Genomic DNA, 18,227 nt, shown 5'->3' on the forward strand with positions numbered 1-18,227 from the left:
TCTGCCGTTGACCCATGGAGCCGAACGGGGAGGCACAGTTCCGGTTGGGCTGTCCGGGCCCAGCAGGCTCAACCCGCCGGCGCGGGGCCCCGCGCCGCCAGCAGCCCCTCGACCCCGCGCTCGAACACGGCACAGACGCCCTCGGGGTCGGTGAGGCACCCGGCCGCCATCGCGCCGTCGCGGAGCATGACGAAGTGCCGCGCCGCCGGCCCGGGGTTGGCGACGTCGGTCTCGGCGAAGAGCTCGGCCATCGTCGTCTGGAACCAGTCCCGGTGCTCGAGCACCGCGCGGTGCACGGGGTTGTCGTCGTCGGGGAACTCCGCCGCGGCGTTGAGGAAGGCGCAGCCGCGGAAGCCCTCCGAGCGGATCTGCCCCTGCACCATCGCGCCGACCCCGCGCACCCGGGCCTCGGGGCCGGGCTCGGCCGCGATGATCGACTCGACCGTGCTGCGGATCGACCGGTCGGCCGCGTGCAGGTAGGCCGCGACGAGCGCGTCCTTGCCCTCGAAGTGGCGGTAGAGCGTCGCGCGCGTCACGTGGGCGCTGGAGACGATCTCCTCCACCCCGACCGCGTGGATGCCCTTGGCGTAGAACAGCTCGCTGGCGACCCGCAGCAGCCGCTCGCGCGGCTCGGAGACCACGGCCTCGCTGGTGCTCATCCGGGGATCCTAGCCAGCCCCGGTCCCGCGGCCGCGGCCACCGGCGGAGCCGATGCCCGGTGCGGCGTGCGGCCGCCCGTAGGCCTCGAGCAGGCGCAGCCAGACCTCGCTGATCGTCGGGTACGCCGGCACGGCGTGCCAGAGCCGGGCGATCGGCACCTCACCGGCCACGGCGACCGTGGCGGCGTGGACCAGCTCGGCGACGTCGGGCCCGGCGAACGTCGCACCGAGGAGCACACCGCGGCCTTCGTCGACGACCATCCGCGCATGCCCGCGGTACCCGTCCGCGTGCAGCGAGGCCCCGGCGACGTCGCCGATCTCGTAGTCGACGGCCCGGGCCCGGTACCCCGCCCGCTCCGCGGCGGCGGCGGTCAGCCCGACGGCGGCCACCTCCGGGTCGGTGAAGACGACCTGAGGTACCGCGCGGTGGTCCGCGGTGGCCACGTGCCACCCCCACTCACCCTCCTCGAGCGGGCCACCGGCGGCGCGGGTGACGATGGCGTCGGCCGCCGCCCGCGCCTGGTACTTGCCCTGGTGGGTCAGGAGGGCGCGGGCGTTGACGTCACCGACGGCGTAGAGCCACCCGCCCTCGAGGACCGACCCGTCCGCCCCGAGCGCGCGCAGGGACTCCTCGACCCGCAGCCAGTCGCCGTCGCGAAGACCGACCGAGGCCAGACCGAGACCGGAGGTGTTCGGGGTGCGCCCCACGGCGAGGAGCACCTCGTCGGCCTCGACCTCGCGGCCGTCACCGAGCCCGACCCGCACGACGCCCTGCTCGCGGCGGACCGAGGTGACCTCGGCGCCGAGGCGCAGGTCGACCCCGGCCGCCCGCAGCGAGTCGGCCACCAGCTCGGCGGCGAACGGCTCGACGGTGGGGAGGAGCCCGTCGCGGGCCAGGACGGTGACCTGGGAGCCCAGCCGGGTGAAGGCGGTCGCCATCTCGGCGCCGACGACACCGCCTCCGACGACCGCGAGGCGGGCGGGGACGTGGTCGGCCGCCGCCGCCTCGCGGCTGGTCCACGGCCGGGCCTCGGCCAGCCCGGGGATGGGCGGGACGAGGGCCGAGGTGCCGGTGGCGACGACCACCGCGTGCCGGGCCGTGAGGCGGACGACATCCTCGTCGTCGACGGTGCGGACCTCGACCTGCCGCGGGCCGACGATGCGCCCGCGGCCACGGACCAGGGAGATGCCCGCGCTGTCGAGCCAGGAGACCTGCCCCTCGTCGCTCCAGCCCGAGGCGAACCGGTCCCGGCGCGCCAGGACCGCCGGCACGTCGAGGGTGGCCCCGGTGAGCGTAGGCAGCCCCGGGAGGGCCTGCGCCGCCCGCAGCGCACTGCCGCTGCGCAGCAGTGCCTTCGTGGGCATGCAGGCCCAGTAGGAGCACTCGCCACCGACGAGCTCGGCCTCGACGACGACGGCGCTCAGCCCGCCGCGCACGACCCGGTCGGCGACGTTCTCGCCCGCCGGCCCGCCGCCGATGACGACGACGTCGACGCTCTCGTGCGTCGCGGTCATCGGTCGGCCGCCGTCCGGTCGGCGGAGCCCCGGCCCAGGCGCAGGGCCGAGGCGAGGAAGAAGATGCCGCCGAGGGTGGCGTAGCCGGCGATCCCGGTGACGCTCGAGCCGCCGGAGGACATCGCCAGGAACGCGATGCCGGCGAGCACGGACAGGCCGCCGCTCAGCATGATGGGCCACTGCCCCCCGACGGCGCGCCGTGCGACACCGACCGCGAGCTGGGTGGCGCCCGCGGCGACGGCCCACAGGCCCCAGGTGGCGAGCACGCCGGTCGGCTCGCCGCCGACGACGGCCAGGGCCACGGCGGCGACCGCGCTGAAGGCCACGTTCGCGTACAGCACGGCGGGGCTGCGCCCGTCGGTGCCACGGGAGCGCACGTCGACCAGCGCCGCGGCCAGGTCGACGACGGGGTAGAGGACGAGGAGGAGCCGCGCGGGGGCCCCGAGGTCGCCGGCGACGGCGCCGAAGAGGGCGGCCCAGAGGAGCGCGAAGACGAACCGGCCGAGGTAGAGCCGGCGCAGGACGGTGGTGGGGGACGACGTGGGCGTCACGTCGGGGACAGCTGCCATGGGAGTGCTCCAGAGATCGAGGGGCGGGTCGGAGCTGCTCCGACCCGGACTGGTCGTTCAAAGAGAACGATCGGTCGTTCTCACTGTGACACACGTCCGCGGTCGTGGCAAACCGATCGTTCTCTTTGGGGCTCACTCCCCGGACGGCGCGCGACCTGGCGCCGCCTCGCCGAGCCCGCCCGTCGCCCCGGGGTCGGGGCCCCTCGCGGGCTGTTGCGCGCACCGGCATCAGTCGGAGGACGGAGTACCCCCCGTCGGCGACGTCATGCCTCGGCGGCCGGGAGGTTGGTCCCCCGCTGCTCCTGCCAGCGGCCCCGGGCATCGTCGGCGTCCGTGCTGCGGCTCAGCCGCTCCCACAGGGCGTCGGTCTCGACCCGCTGCCGCCACCGCTCCCGGCCGTACTCGTAGGCGTCGCTGCCCGCGAGCAGCCGCAGCGGCGGCCGGTCGAGCCGGGCGACCTGCAGCACGAGCGCGGCCACCTTCGCCGGGTCGCTCGTCGCCATGTGCTCGAAGCCGGCCATGGCGCGCGCCGCGGCTCCGACGGTCGGCTCGTAGGGGGCACTGACCGGCGGGGTGGTCATCGACGAGCCCGCCCAGTCCGTGCGCATCCCGCCGGGCTCGAGGACGGTGACCCGGATGCCCAGGGGCGCCACCTCGGCCGCGAGGGCCTCGCTGAAGCCCCCCACGGCCCACTTGGCGGACTGGTAGGCCGTCATGCCCGGGCTCCCGATCCGTCCGCCGAGCGAGGAGACCTGGATGATCCGCCCCCCGCCCTGCTCGCGCAGCACGGGCAGGACCGCCCGGGTGACGTGGACGGTTCCCATGAAGTTCGTCTCGAGCTGCCGGCGGAAGACCTCGAGCGAGGTGTCCTCGAACGCGACCCGGTCGCCCTGGCCGGCGTTGTTGACGACGACGTCGAGGCGCCCGAAGGCCTCGACCGCCGCACCGACGGCGGCCGCGGCGGCGTCGGCGTCGGTGACGTCGAGGGGCAGCGCGCGTACCCGTCCGGGGTAGCGGGCCACGAGGTCCTGGAGGGTGCGCGGGTCGCGGGCCGTCGCAGCGACCCGGGCGCCGTCCTCGAGCGCGGCCTCGACGACCCGCCGGCCGAGCCCGCGCGAGGAGCCCGTCACGAAGTACACCTGGTCCATCCCGTCATCCTCTCCGATTTAACGCAATGCCCTTGCGTTGTCAGGCTAGGCAGACCGCGGCGGATATGTCAAACGACGTGCGTTATCGTCGGCGCATGCCCGCTGCCGCCCGCCGTGCCCGCTCGGCGCAGGCCAAGGAGGACCGCGCCCAGGCGTTCCTCGCGGCGGCGCTGGACCTCGCGACGGAGGACGGCGTCCGGGGCGTGACGCTCACGGCGGTCACCTCGCGGGTGGGCCTGCACCCCTCGGCGCTGCGGCGCTACTACGACTCCACCGAGGAGCTGCTCCTCACCCTCGCCGAGCGCGGATGGGAGGACTGGCGGCGTGAACTGCTCGGTCTCCTCGCGGGGCGGACCGGGCTCGGCCCCGCGGAGGCGGGCGCGGCGCTGGCCCAGTCCCTGACCCGGCACCCGGTCTTCTGCGACCTGCTCCTCCACACGGTCCTCAGCCTCGAGGGGGCCGTGCGCCTCGAACGCGCTCGCGCCTACAAGAGCGCCGCCGACGCCGCCTACGAGGAGATGGTGGCCGCCCTCGTCGGCGCGGTCGAGGGGCTGTCGCGCCCCGGGGCCGAAACCGTGCTCGCCACCGCCATGGGGGTCGCCGGCCACCTCTACCAGCTGTCCCGGCCGAGCCCCACCCTCCGGCTGCTCTACGAGCAGGAGCCCAAGTGGGCGCACTCCGCGCTCCGCTTCGCAGAGCAGCTGCGCGAGGTGCTCGTCACCGCCGTGCGCGGCGCGGTCGTGCGCGACGCGCGCTGAGCCCGAGAGGGGAGATGACGAGAGCGCCCGGTGCCAGGCACGGGACTGGCAGTCGTTTGGTCAACCCCGCCACCCGTCCTCGAGTCCGGCTCCAGGGTTCACCTGCCGCCCGCGGGGCGGACTCGAGGCCGCAGCGGGTCACGCCACCGGCGCTGCCGGGCGGGCGTAGAGCAGACCGCGACGCACCAGGGTCTTCTCCACCTCGACGGCCGCCGGGACCACGAGCGCCAGCGCGACGCACACGGCCAGCTGGGCGGCGCTGAGCGCGTCGGTCCTGAAGACCCCCTGCAGCCAGGGGAGGTAGACGACGGCCAGCTGCAGACCGACGGTCAGCACGACCGCACCGAGCAGCGCCGGGTTGGTCGCGAACCGCCGGCCGAAGGACGGCTGGGTCTCCGAGCGCACCGCGAGCGAGTGCCCGAGCTGGGCGAGGACGAGCACGGTGAAGACGACCGTCTGCCAGTTGTCCTCGCCGGCGAGGTAGGCCCACGCCATCCCGCCGAGCGAGACCCCGCCGATGAGCAGCCCGACCCAGCCGATGTGCCAGACCACGCCGTGCGCGAAGATGCTCTCCCCCGGAGGACGTGGCGGCCGGCGCATCACCGTCGGCTCGGCCGGCTCCCGGGCCAGCGCCAGCCCCGGCAGGCCGTCGGTGACCAGGTTGATCCACAGGATCTGCAGGGGCAGCAGCGGCAGCGGCAGGCCGAGCAGCGGCCCGAGGAACATCACCCAGATCTCGCCGGCGTTGCTCGTCAGCGTGTACTTCACGAAGCGCCGGATGTTGTCGTAGATCCGGCGGCCCTCGCGCACCGCGCTGACGATCGTCGCGAAGTTGTCGTCGAGCAGGACCATCGCCGAGGCACCCCGGGCCACGTCCGTACCCCCGGCCCCCATCGCCACCCCGATGTCGGCCTGGCGCAGAGCGGGCGCGTCGTTGACCCCGTCACCCGTCATCGCGGCCACCTGGCCGTCCGCCTGCAGTGCCCGCACGATGCGGATCTTCTGCTCCGGGTCGACCCGCGCGTACACCCGTGCGTCGAGCACCCGGGAGGCCAGCCCCGCATCGTCGAGGGCCGCCAGCTCACGCCCGGTGAGGACGTCGGTGGCGTCGTGGTCGGCTTCGGCCACCCCGACCCGGGCGGCCACCGCATGCGCCGTGTCCGGGTGGTCGCCGGTGATCATCACCGGGACGATCCCCGCCGCCCGGCACTCCGCGACCGCGGCCGCGGCCTCCTCGCGCGGCGGGTCGAGCAGCCCGACGAGGCCGAGCAGCGTCATCCCGTCCTCGACGTCGGCCAGGTCCTCGGGCAGCCGGTCGAGGCCACGCCGGGCCACGGCGAGCACCCGCAGCCCGTCCCCGGCCATCCGCCGGGCCCGCTCCTCCGCCCGCGCCCTGGTCGCCGGGTCGGCCGCGCACCGGGGCAGCAAGACTTCGGGCGCGCCCTTGGCGTAGGCGACGTAGCCCCCCGGCTCGCCCACCGCCGCGTCGTGCACGGTGAGCATCCGCCGGCGCTCGGCGTCGAAGGGGATCTCGGCCCGTCGAGGCACCGGGGCCACGTCCGGGCCGCCCCCCGCACCCTCGGCGGCATAGTGCAGCAGGGCCAGCTCGGTCGGGTCGCCCCGGCCGCCGGAGGCCTCGCCGTCGAGCAGCACGGCGTCGTTGCACGCCACGAGGGCACGCGAGAGCCCCGGGAGGTCGCCGCCCGGGGTCCAGGTCTCCTCGACCGACATCCGGTTGCGGGTCAGCGTCCCCGTCTTGTCCGAGCAGATGTAGGTGACCGACCCGAGGGTCTCGACCGCGGGCAGCCGGCGGACGAGGGCCTGCTGGCGCACCATGGCGGACGCGCCGAGCGCCAGCGAGATGGTGACGACGGCGGGCAGCGCCTCGGGAACGGCGGCCACCGCCAGGCTCACCGCGGTGAGCAGCATCTGGAGCGGGTCCTCGCCGCGCAGGAGGCCGCTGACGAACACGACGGCCGAGATCACCACGACTGCCACGGCCAACCGAGACGAGAGGTGGGAGAGCCTGCGCTGCAACGGGGTACGGACCTCGTCGGTGCTCGTCATGAGCTGGGCGACCCGGCCGATCTCGGTGTCGGTCCCGGTGGCGACGACGACCCCCGCCCCACGGCCGGCCGTCACCTCGGTCCCCCGGTGGACCATGCACGTGCGGTCCCCCACGTGTGCCGTGGCGTCCTCGACCGGCCGCACGGACTTGCTCACCGGCACCGACTCACCGGTGAGCGCCGCCTCGGCCACCTGGAGGGCGGCACCGTCGACGAGGCGAAGGTCGGCGGCGACGACGGTGCCGGCCTCGAGCAGCACGAGGTCGCCGACGACGACCTCTGCGGAGTCGACGTCGAGCGGGCGGCCGTCCCGCACCACGGCGGCGCGCGGCGCCGCCAGGGCGCGCAGGGCCTCCAGCGCCCGCTCGGCCCGGTAGCCCTGGACCACCCCGATGACCCCGTTGAGCACGAGGATGACGACGATCGCGACGGTGTCCACGACGTCGCCGAGCAGCCCGGAGACGACCGCGGCCGCGAGGAGCAGCAGGATCATCACGTCCCGCAGCTGCTCGAGGACGAGGTCGCGCAGCCGCCGCCCGCCACCCTCGGGCAGGACGTTGGGCCCGGACCGGGCCAGGCGCGCGGCCGCCTCCTCGGCGCTCAGGCCGTGGACGGCGTCCGCCCCGACGCGCTCGGCGACGACCTCCGCCGGCAGGGTGTGCCAGGCGGTGGAGCCGTGCGCCTGCGACACCGAGGTCACTCTTCCAGGGTGCACCACAGGCGTTCCCGGGTGAACCCCGTGCGGCTGTGGCGTCCGCGACCCCGTACGTTGGCCTCCACCATGTATGCCTTCCTCCTCAGCACCGCGGTGATCTTCGTCGCCGAGCTCGGCGACAAGAGCCAGCTCATGGCGATGACCTTCGCCGCCCGCTACCGCGCCCGCGACGTCCTCGTCGGCATCACCGTCGCCACGGCGCTGGTCCACCTGGCCTCCGTCGGCATCGGCGCCGCGGTGGGCACCGCGTTCGCCGACTACCAGGGCGTCGTCGCGGTCCTCGCCGGGCTGGCCTTCCTCGCCTTCGCGGCCTGGACCCTGCGCGGCGACGAGCTCACCGACGAGGAGCGCGACAAGGCACGGCGCAGCACCGGTGCCGCCATCCTCGCCGTCGGGGGCGCCTTCTTCCTCGCCGAGCTCGGCGACAAGACGATGCTCGCGACGATCACCCTCGCCACCCGCGAGGGCTGGTTCGGCACCTGGGTCGGCAGCACCGTCGGGATGGTGGCCGCCGACGCGCTCGCCATCGCGGTCGGCGCGCTGCTCGGCCGCACCCTGCCCGAGAAGGCGATCCGCTACGGCGCGGCCGCGCTGTTCGCGGTGTTCGGCCTCGTGCTCGTCGCCGAGGGCGCCGGGCTGCTCTGAGCGCCCGGGCCCCGGTCACGCCTCCAGCGGGCCGGCGAGGGCCCCGCCGCAGTGGTACACGTCGGGGCGGCCCGGCCAGATCCGGCCGGCCTCGTGCATGTCCGCGTCGAGCTCGTTGCGCCACGTCCCGCGCTCGTCGACGAAGTAGCGCACGGCGTGGTCCCACAGCCGCCGGTACCAGCCCTCCCAGTGCGCATCCCCGGTGCGGCGCGCGAGCGAGGCGCTCAGCTGGATGCCCTCGCACACCGGCCAGTGCAGCCGGACGTCGGCGACCGGCTCGCCGTCCCACCCGACGGTGTAGACCAGCCCCGGTCGCCCGTCGAGCGCCCAGCCGCCGTCGAGCGCGCGCCGGGCCAGTGCCTCGGCCCCCTCGAGGAGCCAGGCCGGCGACCCGACGAGCGGGGAGGACTCGAGCTGGAGCAGGAAGCGGGCCCACTCCAGGGAGTGCCCGAAGGTGGCGCCGTACGGCCGGAAGGGATGCATCGGCTCCTCCCGGTTGTACTCCGGCAGCTCCTCCCATGCGGCCGTGTAGTGCTCCGGCAGCAGCCAGCCGTGCGCGCGGGCCGAGCCGTCGACGAGCCGCTCGGCGACGGCGAGCGCACGCCGGTGCCACACGGCGTCGCCGGTGGCCCTGCCCATCGCGAGGAAGGCCTCGACCCCGTGCATGTTGGCGTTCGCCCCGCGGTAGTCCTCGGGGTCGGACCAGTCGGGGGCGAAGGACTCCCGCAGGGTCTCGGTGTCGGGGTCCCACAGCCGGGAGTCGACGACCTCGACCACCTGCTCGAGCAGGGATGCGGCACCGGGGTGCCCGACACCGAGCGCGGCGGACGCGGCGAGCCCGACGTGCACGTGGTCGTAGGTCGACTTGCGCGTCTCCACGCCCGGCTCGGTGAGCCAGCCGCCGTGGACGGGGTCGGCATGCAGCCCGGTCAGTGACGTCACGGCGTGCTCGAGCAGCTCACCGGAGCCCGGGATGCCGTGGCGCACACCGGTGGCCGCCGTGTAGGCCATCCGGGCGGTGAGGAAGAGCAGCGGGGCGCGGCCGGGCAGCGGCGTCCCGTCCGCCGCGAGGTGGTGGAAGCCCCCCTCGCGGCGGATCGAGCCCATCGCGAAGCGGAGCACGTCGGCCAGGCCACGGCCCAGCCACTCGCGGTGCGTCGGGGTGTCGAGCCAGCTGGTCACAGATCCTCCACGAAGAGACGGTAGGTGAGCGTGTGGGCGTCGCCGGGTGGGAGCGTCACGGCGTCGCCCAGGACGTTCGCCCCCTCGACGCACAGCAGGTGCGGCCACTGGTCCCCGACGTCGTCGAGCCCGGCCGCGGCGTCCGACCAGGGGTTCCACACGACCCGGTCGGCGGCCCCCGTGGTCTCCACCCGCAGCCGACGTCCCAGCACCGGGTCGGTGAGCACGACGGGTGCCTCGCTGCGGTAGACCCGGTCGGTCTCGCCGGTGAGTACGAGGTCACCGGCCTGGACGGCGTCCTCGCCGGTCACCTTGTCGTGGAAGGGCGCACCGTCGAGCCCGGTGAGGGTGGCCTCGCGCACGTCTCCGACCGCGAGGTAGGCGTGCAGGGCCTCCTCGAAGGTCACCGGCTCCGGCCCCGTGTTCGTCGTCGTCAGCGCCACCTCCAGGTGCGCGCCGAGGCGGGCGACCAGGTCGAGGCGGTACGGGTGCGGCCACCGGGGCCCCGAGGCGTCCTGTGAGGTGAGCCGGTAGCGCAGCGTCGTCTCGCGGCTGTCGACGTCCTCGCCGACGAAGGCCCACGTGGCACTCCGGGCCCAGCCGTGGGAGGGCGTGGCGTCACCACTCGGCCCGCCCCCGAACCACGGCCAGCACACCGGCACACCGGCGTGCGGGGGGCGGCCCGCCCGCACCGGGACGGTGGGATGGGCGAAGAGCACCGGCGCCTGGCCCGTGGGGGCCCAGCGCAGGACGAGCGCCCCCTGGTCGAGCACCTCCCCGGCGCCGTCGGGGACGTCGACGGCCCGGGTCGAGGGCGCGTCGGGGCTCACCACCCCACCGTAGTGACGCGGTCGGCCCGGACACCACTCACCCCTGCCGGGTCGGCTCCCGGCCGTCGGCGGCGTCCTCCTCCCGGCGCCGCCGGGCGACCAGGCTCGTCACCGTGACGAGCGCGAGGATGCCGACGATGACGGCGAGCGAGGCGAGCGTCGGGACCTCTGGCGTGCTCGGCCAGATGCCGTGCGCCCAGTGCAGGACGAGCTTGACGGCGATGAACGCGAGGATGGCCGCCAGCCCGTGGCCGAGGTGCTCCAGCGCGCCGAGCACCCCCTCGAGGACGAAGTAGAGCGCGCGCAGGCCGAGCAGCGCGAAGGCGTTGGTGGCGAAGACGAGGTAGGGGTCGCCGGTGATGCCGAACACCGCCGGCACGGAGTCGACGGCGAAGACGATGTCGGTGCCGAGGAGGGCCACGGCGACGAGCGCGAGCGGGGTCAGGGCCCGCCGGCCCCCCTCCCGCACGCTCAGCCTCGGCCCGCGGTAGTCCTCGACCACCGGGAAGACCCGGCGCAGCAGCCGCACGGTGCGCAGCGAGCCGACGTCGACCTCCGCCTCGTGCGGGGAGAGGGCGTCGCGCAGCACCTTGACCGCCGTGGCGAGCAGGACGAGGCCGAAGACGAGGAAGGTCCACGAGAACGACGCGACGAGCTGGGCGCCGACGGCGATGAAGACGCCGCGCAGGACGAGCGCCCCGGCCACCCCGATGAGCAGCACCCGCTGCTTGAGCTCCTCCGGCACGGCGAAGGCGGCGAGCAGGAGCATGAAGACGAAGAGGTTGTCGACCGACAGCGACTTCTCGACGAGGTAGCCGGTGTAGTACTCCAGCCCGCGCTCACCCCCGTGCAGCAGCCAGACGTGGACCCCGAACGCGAGCGGCAGGGCGATGTAGAACACCGACCAGCCGACCGCCTCGGCCATCGAGACCTCGTGGGGGCGGCGGGTGAGGACGAAGTCGAGGGCGAAGAGGGCCAGGACGGCGCCGAGGGTGACGGCCCACAGCAGCGGGGTGCCGACCGACTCCTGGGCGGCGGCCGGCTCGGCGGCGGGAAGGAGGGTGCGGACGGTCGAGAGGTGGGGCATGAGGCTCCTCAGGGCAGCGCGGGCGGTCCTGAGGTCTCCTTCACCGCGAGGCGCGGCGCCGCACCGGGAGCGCCGTGGGGCGCTCGTCCTGACCGGTGACGGACTTGGGAAGTACTCCCCTCGTCGCCACCCACTCTACCGGCGGGTGGCCTCGTAGCGCTCGAGCGCGACGCGGCGCTCCTCGGCGTGGTCGACGATCCGGCGGGGGTAGCCGTGCGCGTAGCCGTCGTCGTGCTCCCACGGCTCGTGCGCGGCCGCTCCGGGCAGGTGGCGCAGCTCGGGCACCCACCGGCGCACGTAGTCGCCGCTCGGGTCGAAGCGGCGGCCCTGGGTGACCGGGTTGAACACCCGGAAGTACGGCGAGGCGTCGGTGCCCGTCCCGGCGACCCACTGCCAGCCGTGGTTGTTCGACGCCAGGTCGCCGTCGACGAGCCGGTCGAGGAAGTGCCGGGCGCCGGCCGGCCACCACACGTGCAGGTCCTTGGTGAGGAAGCTCGCCGTGATCATCCGCAGCCGGTTGTGCATCCACCCCTGGGAGAGCAGCTGGCGCATCCCGGCGTCGACCACGGGGTAGCCGGTCTCGCCCCGGCGCCACGCCTCGAGGGCGTCCTCCGGCTCGTCGTAGCGCATGCCGGGCAGCGGGCGCAGGTCGCGCCAGGCACTGCCCGGGTTGTGGTGCAGCACGTCGGCGTAGAACTCCCGCCACGCGAGCTCGTCGCGGAAGACCTCGACGCCCCGCCCGGGCCGGTGCTCCAGGTCGGCGAGCAGGGTGCGCGGGTGCACCACCCCGAGCTTGAGGTAGGGCGACATCCGGGAGGTGGCGTCGGCCGCCGGCCGGTCGCGCTGGGTGTCGTAGCCCGCGAGGTGCTCGTCGCGGAAGCGGCGCCACCGACGCAGCGCGGCCTCCTCCCCCGGGGTCGGCAGCTCGGGCAGGTCGGTGGCCGCGAGCGCGGCGTCGAGGGCGGCGGTGGCGTCGGCGTCGTTGCGGGCGTGCCGCAGCGGCAGCTCCCGGGGGGTCGGCGCCGGCTGCGGCCAGCCGTGCCGCCGCCAGGCCCGCGCGAACGGGGTGAAGACCCGGTAGGGGTCCCCCGAGCCGTTGCGCACCAGCCCCGGGCCGACGGCGTACGGCGTGCCCGTCTCGGCCCAGGCCACGTCGGCGCGCCCGAGGGCCTCACGGACCTCGGCGTCCCGCGCGGACCCCGAGGGCGTGCTCTCCCGGGTCACGTGCACCGACGACGCGGACACCCGGCGGGCGAGCTCGGGCACGACCCGGCGGGGGTCGCCGTGCAGCAGGGTGAGGGCGCCGCCGAGGGAGTCCTCGAGCGCCCGCAGCGTGCCCGCCAGCCAGGCCCGCCGCACCGGCCCGGCCGTGGCCCACAGCCGCGGGTCGACGACGAACGCCACGACGAGGTCGCCCTCGCCCGCGGCCTCCCGGGCCGCGAGCAGGGCCGGGTGGTCGCGGCGGCGCAGGTCGCGGCGTAGCCACAGCACGGAGGTCATCGGTGCTCCCCGGTCACGAGAGCCGGTCCAGGACGTACGGCAGGAGGTAGAGCATCCCGAGCGACCACGTCAGGTGGGTGACCACGGGCCCGAGGATGCCGCCGGTCACGCGCCGCTGCAGGCCGACGACGACGCCGAGCAGGGCGGCCGCGAGCACGAGCAGGGGGATGCCCGAGGCCGCGGTGACCAGCGTGTACACGAGCGTCGTCACGGCGACGGCGTGCCGGCGGCCCACGCCGGCGTAGAGGGCGCCGCGGAAGTACAGCTCCTCGGCGATGCCGTTGACGACGGTGACCACGGTGACGACCACGAGCGAGCCGAAGCGCGCGTGGTCGAGCAGCTCCTGCACCGGGTCGCGCAGCGCCGGCAGCTGGGCGACGACGACCGCCCCCGCGAGGAAGACGAGGAGGAGGACGACGCCGAGCGTGAGGGACTGCACGACCGCGCGGCTCTCGCCGTGGCCGGTGCGGGTGCGGGCGTGCCCGAGGTGCAGCGGGCCCGAGGCGAACGCCCCGACGGCCCAGACCCCGGCGAGCGCGAAGGTGGCGAGGTAGAACGTCGGGTCGCCCGGCTCGATCCGCAGGGCCCAGCCGAGGACGGCGGCCCCGACGAGCAGGGTGACGACCGCGACGACCCGTCGCCGCCGGAAGGCCCAGTCCGGCTCGGTGTGGTCGCGCGGCACGGGGTCGACGAGCGCGGCGCGCACGAAGGCGCGCAGCTCGGCGAGCGGGCGCACCTCAGCCACGGGGGTCCATCCTCAGGACCCGCCCCCACCGCCGGCCCACGGGGGGTCGGCCGCGGTGACCCGGGCGGGGTCGACGGTGCCGGGCTCGGGCCGTGGGTCGGCGTCGTCGCCGGCCAGCGCGTCGGTGACCGCGCGGTCGTAGCCGAGCGGCCCACCGGGCGGCGGCCCGACGAGCTCGTCGACGTCGTGCTCCTGGCAGACCACCTCGTGCAGCAGGCTCTCGACGAGCGGCTGGGCCAGCCCGGTGGGCACCGGCGTGACGACGCCGACCCACCGGCTCGCCAGCCGCGGGGTGAGCACCGGGACGGTGACGATGGTGCGCGGGAACATCCCGGCCACGCGGGCGAAGCGGGTGATCATCTCGCGGTAGGTGAGCACCTCGGGGCCGCCGACGTCGAGGGTGCGGTTGACCTCCGGCGGCAGGTCGGCCGCCCCGACGAGGTAGTGCAGGACGTCGCGCACGGCGATCGGCTGGATCCGGTTCTCGAGCCACTTCGGGGTGACCATGACCGGCAGCCGCGAGGTGAGGTGGCGCAGCATCTCGAAGGACGCCGACCCCGACCCGAGGATGACCGCCGCCTGGAGCACGGCGGTCGGGACGCCGCTGGCCATGAGCAGGTCGCCGACCTCCACCCGCGAGGCGAGGTGGTCGCTCAGCGGGCCCTCCTGCGGGTGCAGCCCGGAGAGGTAGACGATCCTGCCGACCTCGGCCTCGAACGCGGCCCGCCCGAAGGTGCGCGCCAGCTCGCGGTCGCGCTCGACGAAGCCGCCGTCGCTGTCCATCGAGTGCAGCAGGTAGTAGGCGACGTCGACGTCGGCCAGCGCCTCGGCGAGGGTCGAGCGCGACGTCGCGTCACCCTCGACGACCTCGGCGCGCTCGACCCACGCCCGGTCGGCCAGCCGCGAGGCGTCGCGGGTGACGACGCGCACGGTCCACCCCCCCTCGAGCAGGGCGGGGACGAGGCGCGAGCCGATGTAGCCGGTCGCGCCGGTGACCAGGGCACGGCGACCGGCGCCGGGGGTGTCGCTCACCGGCGCTCGAGCACCTCCTCGAGCTGGGCGGCCGTGCGGTCGCCGAGCCGCTCGAGCAGCGGGGTCATCACCGGGCCGAGGAAGCGGGCCATCCCGCTGAACTCGAACTCGGCGCGGTAGGTGACCGCCGACCCGGTGCCCTCCGGCCGCACGGTGATCGTGTCGTGGCTCGTCGTCGTCGCGTTGCGCCCGACGATGACGATCCGGTCCTCCCCGAGCTCCTCGGTCGTGTACTCGAGCTCGACGGTGTTCCCGGCGAACTTCGAGACGTTGCGGTAGCGCGTGCCGACCCCGCCGTCGCCGCTGACGCGCTCACAGGAGACGGTGCCGGCGTCCCACTCGGTGGCGTTGCGGAAGTCGGCGAGGTACGGCAGCACGTCGGCCGGCGGGGCCGCGGTGGTGATGGTGCGTTCGATCGTCGTGGACACGGGTCTACCTCCTGGAGAAGCGGATCTGGGCGACGTCGAGATAGCCCGTGGCGAACCCGGCCTCACAGTACGCGAGGTAGAACTCCCACATCCGACGGAAGGTCTCGTCGAACCCGAGAGGCTCGATGTCGGCCCAGCGGGCGGTGAAGCTCTCGCGCCACCGCCGCAGGGTCTCGGCGTAGTCGACACCGAACGCCTGCACCCGACCTACCCGCAAGGTCGTCGACCCATGCGTGACGTCGCGGATGGCCTGCAACGAGGGGATGAGGCCCCCGGGGAAGATGTACTTCTGGATCCAGCCGAAGGACCCCTTCGTCGCGAGCAGCCGGTGGTGCTCCATGAGGATGGCCTGGATCGCGACGGCCCCACCGGGGGCGAGCAGGCCGTCGATCGTGTGGAAGTACTCCTCCCAGTACTCCTCGCCGACGGCCTCGATCATCTCGACGCTGACGACGGCGTCGAACGTCCCGGTCGTCTCCCGGTAGTCCTGGAGCAGCACCTCGACCCGGTCGGTGTACCCGGCCGCGGCGACCCGCGAGACGGCGAGGTCGCGCTGCTCGGCCGAGAGCGTCACCGAGGTGACGCGGGCCCCCCGCGCCGCGGCCCGCACGGCGAGCTCGCCCCAGCCGGTGCCGATCTCGAGCAGGCGGGTGCCCGCCCGCACGTCGGCGGCGTCGAGGACGGCCTCGACCTTGCGCACCTGGGCCGCGTGCAGGTCCTGGCCGGCGAGCGGGGCGGCGGGGTCGAACATCGCCGAGCTGTAGGACATCGACGGGTCGAGGAAGGCGGCGAACAGGTCGTTGGAGAGGTCGTAGTGGGCGCTGATGTTGCTCCGCGACCCCTCGAGCGTGTTGCGCTGGGTGCGCGGGATGGCGCGGTCGACGAGGCCGCGCAGGGAGAGCAGCGGCTTCGGCACGAGCTCGCCCATCCGGGCGGCGAACGGCATGAGGGCCTGGGCCAGGTCGGTGCCCTCCGCGGCCCGCCAGTCGCCGGCCATGTACGCCTCCCCGAGCCCGATCTTCGGGTGCTCCTCGAGGCGGCGGTAGAGGGCGTCGGGGCGGACGACCTCGAGGACCGGGCTGTCCGGCCCGCCGGCCCCGACGACCGTGCCGTCCGGGTAGCGCAGGCGCACGGGCATCGGGCGCACGGCGAGCTCGGTGACCCGCCGGGCGACCGCACCGCGGGTGAGGACGCGCGGGAAGCGCAGCCGCGGGCTGGCCAGCTGCAGGTGGGGGGCGTGGGCACTCATGACACGGACTCCAGGGAGCTCTCGGGACGGGGCCGGACGGGCAGCCTGCGCAGCCACAGCCGGATGCCGTGGAGGCGGATGAGCCCGCTGACCCGCTGGGGCATCAACGGGTACCGCGCCGCGGTGCGGGCCACCCGGGCCGTCGTCGCCGGCCGGGGCGCCCCGGACACGCTCGCGGTGAGCAGGGGTTCGGAGCCGACGAGCAGCCGGATGGCGACCCCGACCCGCTCGGGCGTCATCGTCAGCCGGATGGCGTACTCGCCCTCGACGTCGTTGAAGGGGCTGACGTAGAAGTCCTTGTCGGTCTCGGCACGGCCGTCGGCGCCCGGCCGCAGCACGTAGGCGTGCCGGCCACCGTAGGTGTTGTGCACCTCGACGAGCACCGCCCGCAGCGCGCCGCCGGGGGCGAACACCCAGAACGCGGACATCGGGTCGAAGACGTGCCCGAGCACGCGCGCGTGGGCGAGCATGACGACCCGGTCGCCCGCGCTCGTGCCCACGCCGTCGCGCTCGAGCACCCGCAGGACGTTGGCCTTGAGGGCGGCCAGCCCCGGTGCGCCGGCGAGGTGGTCCTCGCCCCGGAAGCCGGCGAGCGGGCGCAGCCAGCGCGGCAGCCGCGGCGGGGCGTCGAGGTCGAGCAGCCACTGGGTGTGCCGGTGGCTGAAGGCGTACCGGAACGGCCGGTGGCGGGTGTGGTGGACCCGGCCGACGACGAGCGCCGGCAGCGGGGGCAGGTCGGCGACGGTGGTCATGACGCGCTCACCACGTGACCCCGAACGCGCGGGCGGCCTCGACCCCCGACCGGCAGCCGTCCTCGTGGAAGCCCCAGCCGTGGTAGGCGCCGGCGAACGCGGTGCGCTCCGTGCTCAGCTCGGGCAGCCGCCGCTGGGCCCGCACTGCCTCGAGGTCGTAGAGGGGGTGGGTGTACTCCATGGTGGCGACGACGCGCGCCGGGTCGATCCGCTCGGTCGCGTTGAGCGTGACGTAGAGCGGGTCGTCGGCGGGCAGCCCTTGGAGGCGGTTCATCCAGTACGTGACGACCGCGCCCCGGCTCTCGTCCTCGTCGACGAGGTAGTTCCACGAGGCGCGGGCCAGGCGCGCGCGGGGCATGAGCGAGCCGTCGCGGTGGAGCACGGTCTCGTTGCGGGAGTAGCGGAAGGCGCCGAGGATCTCCTTCTCGGCCGGGGTGGCGTCGACGAGCAGGCGGAGCGCGTCGTCGGCGTGGGTGGCCATGACGACACCGTCGTGCCGGTCGAGTCGGCCCGAGGCGGAGCGGATCTCGACCCCGTCGTCGGTGCGCGTGACCGCGGTGACCGGGTCTCCGCTGTGCACGGCGGGCAGCCGGGACACGAGCCGGTCGACGTAGGTGCGGGAGCCGCCGACGACGGTGCGCCACTGCGGGGAGTCACCGACCGAGAGCATCCCGTGGTGCTCGAGGAAGCGGAAGAGGTAGCGCGCCGGGTACTCCAGGGCCGCACCGCCGCCGCTGGACCACACGCACGCGACGACGGGCACGGCATAGAGGCGGGTGAACGCCTCGGGCAGACCGGCGTCGCGGATGAACTCCCCGTAGGTCGTGGTGTCCTCGTCGTCGGTCTCGGCGAGGAAGCGCGCGGCGAGCCCGTGGAAGCGCCGCACGGCGCCGAGCATTCCGAGGTACTCGGCGTCGAGCAGCTGGCGGGGACGGGCCACGAACCCGCGCACCCCGCGCCCGCCGGCGTACTCCAGGCCCCGGCGCTCGTCGCGGATGCTCATCGACATCTCGGTGTCGCGGGTGGCCACGCCGAGCTCGCGCAGGAGTCGGGAGAGCAGGGGGTAGGTGCGGTCGTTGTGCACGATGAAGCCGCTGTCGACGGCCAGCTCGCCGTGCCGGCCGGCCACGGTGTGGGTGTGCGCGTGGCCGCCGAGGCGGTCGTCCGCCTCGTAGAGCGTCACGTCGTCGCGAGTTGCCAGGACGTGCGCGGCGGTGAGCCCGGAGACCCCGGATCCGACGACCGCGACCCGTCGCCGGGCATGCGGGGGCACCGTGGCAGAGGCGGGCATGTCCATGACCGTAGAGCCTTCCGTCGAGTCTCGTCAAAGGTTTGTCAAATCTGCGA

Annotated in this window: 17 protein-coding genes; 2 read left to right on the forward strand and 15 right to left on the reverse strand. The window is 74.9% G+C overall.

Annotated elements, in window-relative coordinates:
- Positions 1-68: 68 nt before the first annotated feature.
- The 4 genes from G8D98_RS03320 to G8D98_RS03335 all read right to left on the reverse strand — a co-directional run bounded on the left by G8D98_RS03320 (position 69) and on the right by G8D98_RS03335 (position 3,891).
- Positions 69-659 carry a TetR/AcrR family transcriptional regulator gene (locus tag G8D98_RS03320; RefSeq protein WP_166099108.1) on the reverse strand — a complete coding sequence of 197 codons (591 nt, stop codon included), beginning with the start codon at positions 657-659 and terminating at the stop codon, positions 69-71.
- Between the two features lie 9 nt (positions 660-668).
- Positions 669-2,174, reverse strand: a complete 1,506-nt coding sequence (locus G8D98_RS03325; RefSeq protein WP_166099111.1) for a dihydrolipoyl dehydrogenase family protein — start codon at positions 2,172-2,174, stop codon at positions 669-671.
- Positions 2,171-2,743 carry a hypothetical protein gene (locus tag G8D98_RS03330; RefSeq protein WP_166099114.1) on the reverse strand — a complete coding sequence of 191 codons (573 nt, stop codon included), beginning with the start codon at positions 2,741-2,743 and terminating at the stop codon, positions 2,171-2,173. Before G8D98_RS03330 ends, G8D98_RS03325 begins: the two co-directional genes overlap by 4 nt.
- A gap of 263 nt (positions 2,744-3,006) precedes the next feature.
- Entirely contained in the window at positions 3,007-3,891 is an 885-nt protein-coding gene (locus G8D98_RS03335; RefSeq protein ID WP_166099116.1) for an SDR family NAD(P)-dependent oxidoreductase, read from the reverse strand.
- 95 nt (positions 3,892-3,986) lie between these two features.
- Between G8D98_RS03335 and G8D98_RS03340 the strand changes: the two genes are divergently transcribed.
- The gene (locus tag G8D98_RS03340; protein ID WP_166099118.1) at positions 3,987-4,649 is read left to right on the forward strand and encodes a TetR family transcriptional regulator; all 663 of its coding nucleotides are present in this window, start codon (positions 3,987-3,989) and stop codon (positions 4,647-4,649) included.
- Between the two features lie 138 nt (positions 4,650-4,787).
- On the opposite strand, the gene G8D98_RS03345 is transcribed toward G8D98_RS03340, so the two are convergent.
- Complete coding sequence (locus G8D98_RS03345; RefSeq protein WP_205859690.1) at positions 4,788-7,415, reverse strand: cation-translocating P-type ATPase; 2,628 nt, start codon at positions 7,413-7,415, stop codon at positions 4,788-4,790.
- An 81-nt stretch (positions 7,416-7,496) separates the two neighbouring features.
- On the opposite strand from G8D98_RS03345, the gene G8D98_RS03350 reads away from it, so the two are divergent.
- Positions 7,497-8,075, forward strand: a complete 579-nt coding sequence (locus G8D98_RS03350; RefSeq protein WP_166099121.1) for a TMEM165/GDT1 family protein — start codon at positions 7,497-7,499, stop codon at positions 8,073-8,075.
- Positions 8,076-8,090: 15 nt separating this feature from the next.
- On the opposite strand, the gene G8D98_RS03355 is transcribed toward G8D98_RS03350, so the two are convergent.
- From G8D98_RS03355 to G8D98_RS03400, 10 genes are all read right to left on the reverse strand, one after another.
- On the reverse strand, positions 8,091-9,257 hold the full coding sequence (locus tag G8D98_RS03355; protein ID WP_166099123.1) for an AGE family epimerase/isomerase: 1,167 nt from the start codon (positions 9,255-9,257) through the stop codon (positions 8,091-8,093).
- Positions 9,254-10,087, reverse strand: a complete 834-nt coding sequence (locus G8D98_RS03360) for a D-hexose-6-phosphate mutarotase (RefSeq protein ID WP_166099126.1) — start codon at positions 10,085-10,087, stop codon at positions 9,254-9,256. The genes G8D98_RS03355 and G8D98_RS03360 overlap by 4 nt, the downstream gene beginning before the upstream one ends.
- A gap of 37 nt (positions 10,088-10,124) precedes the next feature.
- The gene (locus G8D98_RS03365; RefSeq protein ID WP_166099129.1) at positions 10,125-11,174 is read right to left on the reverse strand and encodes a TerC/Alx family metal homeostasis membrane protein; all 1,050 of its coding nucleotides are present in this window, start codon (positions 11,172-11,174) and stop codon (positions 10,125-10,127) included.
- A 135-nt stretch (positions 11,175-11,309) separates the two neighbouring features.
- Entirely contained in the window at positions 11,310-12,674 is a 1,365-nt protein-coding gene (locus G8D98_RS03370) for a cryptochrome/photolyase family protein (protein WP_166099131.1), read from the reverse strand.
- Between the two features lie 13 nt (positions 12,675-12,687).
- Entirely contained in the window at positions 12,688-13,410 is a 723-nt protein-coding gene (locus G8D98_RS03375) for a CPBP family glutamic-type intramembrane protease (RefSeq protein ID WP_166099648.1), read from the reverse strand.
- Positions 13,411-13,431: 21 nt separating this feature from the next.
- Entirely contained in the window at positions 13,432-14,451 is a 1,020-nt protein-coding gene (locus G8D98_RS03380; RefSeq protein WP_166099133.1) for an NAD(P)H-binding protein, read from the reverse strand.
- Positions 14,448-14,879: an SRPBCC family protein gene (locus G8D98_RS03385; protein WP_229661872.1), complete on the reverse strand. Its 432-nt coding sequence runs from the start codon at positions 14,877-14,879 to the stop codon at positions 14,448-14,450. The genes G8D98_RS03380 and G8D98_RS03385 overlap by 4 nt, the downstream gene beginning before the upstream one ends.
- Before the next feature lie 4 nt (positions 14,880-14,883).
- The gene (locus tag G8D98_RS03390; protein WP_166099136.1) at positions 14,884-16,128 is read right to left on the reverse strand and encodes an SAM-dependent methyltransferase; all 1,245 of its coding nucleotides are present in this window, start codon (positions 16,126-16,128) and stop codon (positions 14,884-14,886) included.
- Positions 16,125-16,880 carry a DUF1365 domain-containing protein gene (locus G8D98_RS03395; protein ID WP_166099139.1) on the reverse strand — a complete coding sequence of 252 codons (756 nt, stop codon included), beginning with the start codon at positions 16,878-16,880 and terminating at the stop codon, positions 16,125-16,127. Before G8D98_RS03395 ends, G8D98_RS03390 begins: the two co-directional genes overlap by 4 nt.
- A 7-nt stretch (positions 16,881-16,887) precedes the next feature.
- Positions 16,888-18,171 (reverse strand): NAD(P)/FAD-dependent oxidoreductase, encoded by a 1,284-nt coding sequence (locus tag G8D98_RS03400; protein ID WP_166099141.1) that lies wholly within the window; start codon positions 18,169-18,171, stop codon positions 16,888-16,890.
- Positions 18,172-18,227: the final 56 nt, after the last annotated feature.

The sequence above is a fragment of the Phycicoccus endophyticus genome (assembly GCF_011326735.1).
GTDB classification, from domain to species: domain Bacteria; phylum Actinomycetota; class Actinomycetes; order Actinomycetales; family Dermatophilaceae; genus Phycicoccus; species Phycicoccus endophyticus.